This window comes from Arthrobacter hankyongi, from assembly GCF_022012395.1.
Taxonomy (GTDB): domain Bacteria; phylum Actinomycetota; class Actinomycetes; order Actinomycetales; family Micrococcaceae; genus Crystallibacter; species Crystallibacter hankyongi.
Window position 1 is genome coordinate 1 of the sequence record NZ_JAKLTQ010000046.1, and the last position, 1417, is coordinate 1417.

Annotated in this window: 1 pseudogene; it reads right to left on the reverse strand. The window is 67.4% G+C overall.

Features of this window, described 5'->3' with window-relative positions:
• Window positions 1–173 precede the first annotated feature (173 nt).
• A pseudogene (locus LVY72_RS24040) lies at window positions 174–1326 on the reverse strand (IS701 family transposase).
• Window positions 1327–1417 lie beyond the last annotated feature (91 nt).

Genomic DNA, 1417 nt, shown 5'->3' on the forward strand with positions numbered 1-1417 from the left:
CTAGTACTACAGTCGCGTTTGTTTCGCTGCCTGCCGTTTCCTGTAGTGGTGCCGGCGGGCGTTGTGCTGATGTTTTCGGCGCCAGGATGAGCGCTCCAGGACGTGGCCGGGGTCGGGGATGTGTGGCCAGGCGAGGCTGATGATGAGGTGCCGGATCTCGGGCAGGGAGAGGGCTACGAGGCCTTCCTGTCCGGTTCCGGCGCCCCCTTTTTGGCCTTGACGGCGGTCAGGAAGGCGTGGGCGAGCATCGATAGGGTGACGTGCCGGTACCAGCCGGTCCACTGCCTGACCTGGTAGTGGTCCAGGCCTGCCCCGCCCTTGGCGGTCTGGAAGGTTTCCTCGATCGACCAGCGGATACCGGCGACCCTGGCCATCTCGGCCAGGGAAACGCGTTTGGGGGTGTGACAGATGAAGTACGCGGCCTCTTCGGGCCTGGCCAGGTTGCGGCGGGCCAGCAGCCAGTGCTCGGCGCGGCCGTCCTCGGCACCGTTGATGCGTACCCGGGCCCACGCGTAGTCGCGGATTCCCTTGGAACCCTGGCCGGCCGACCGGGTCCGCCACGCGGTGGGGAGCAGGTCCGCCGCGGCGGTGTCGGCGCGCTTCTCGGTGCCGAACAACGTGCCGTCCTTGACGATCACGCGCTGGGTGACCGGGACGGCCAGGACGTAGAAGATCCCGCGTTCCTCCAGGGTCCGGCGCAGCCGGTAATACTGGCCGTAGACCGCGTCCCCGGCCGCCCACTTCGCCGGGACCCCGGCGTCCAGGGCCCGGGTCAGCATGTCAATGACCAGATCCGGCTTCGTGGCGAACGTCCGCTCTTTCGGAATGCCGGCCGCGGCGCAGCGGCCCGGATCGCCGGTCCATTCCTTCGGCAGGTAGAGTTCGCGGTCCAGGAACGTCCTGCCGTGCTTCGTGGCGTAGGTCAGGAACACCCCGATCTGGCAGTTCTCGATCCGGCCGGCGGTCCCGGAATACTGCCGGGCCACCCCGGCCGACCGGGTGCCTTTCTTGAGGAACCCAGTCTCGTCCACGACCAGCACCCCCCTCCGGATCGCCCAGGTGCTTCACCACATAGGAGCGCAGATCGTCCCGGAGGGCATCCGGGTCCCAGCCCGTCGTGGAGAGCAGCCGCTGCATCCTGTCCGGCACCCGGTGCCCGGCCCGCTCCGAGAGCGTCCAGGAATTCTTCCGTTCCTCCTCCGAGAGCAGCCCCCGCACGTACTCCACGGCGTTCGCCCGCGGCTCCGAACGGGCAAACCGGGCCCCGATCAGCTCCCCGACCTCGGCCAGACCGTCCGCCCAATCCCGCACTTCCGCCACGCAAATATCATCGCCCACCCGTAAGAATTAACATCCCGCCACGGTAGGCACAACAAAAACAGCGACAGATGAGGAAACAAACGCGACTGTAGTACTA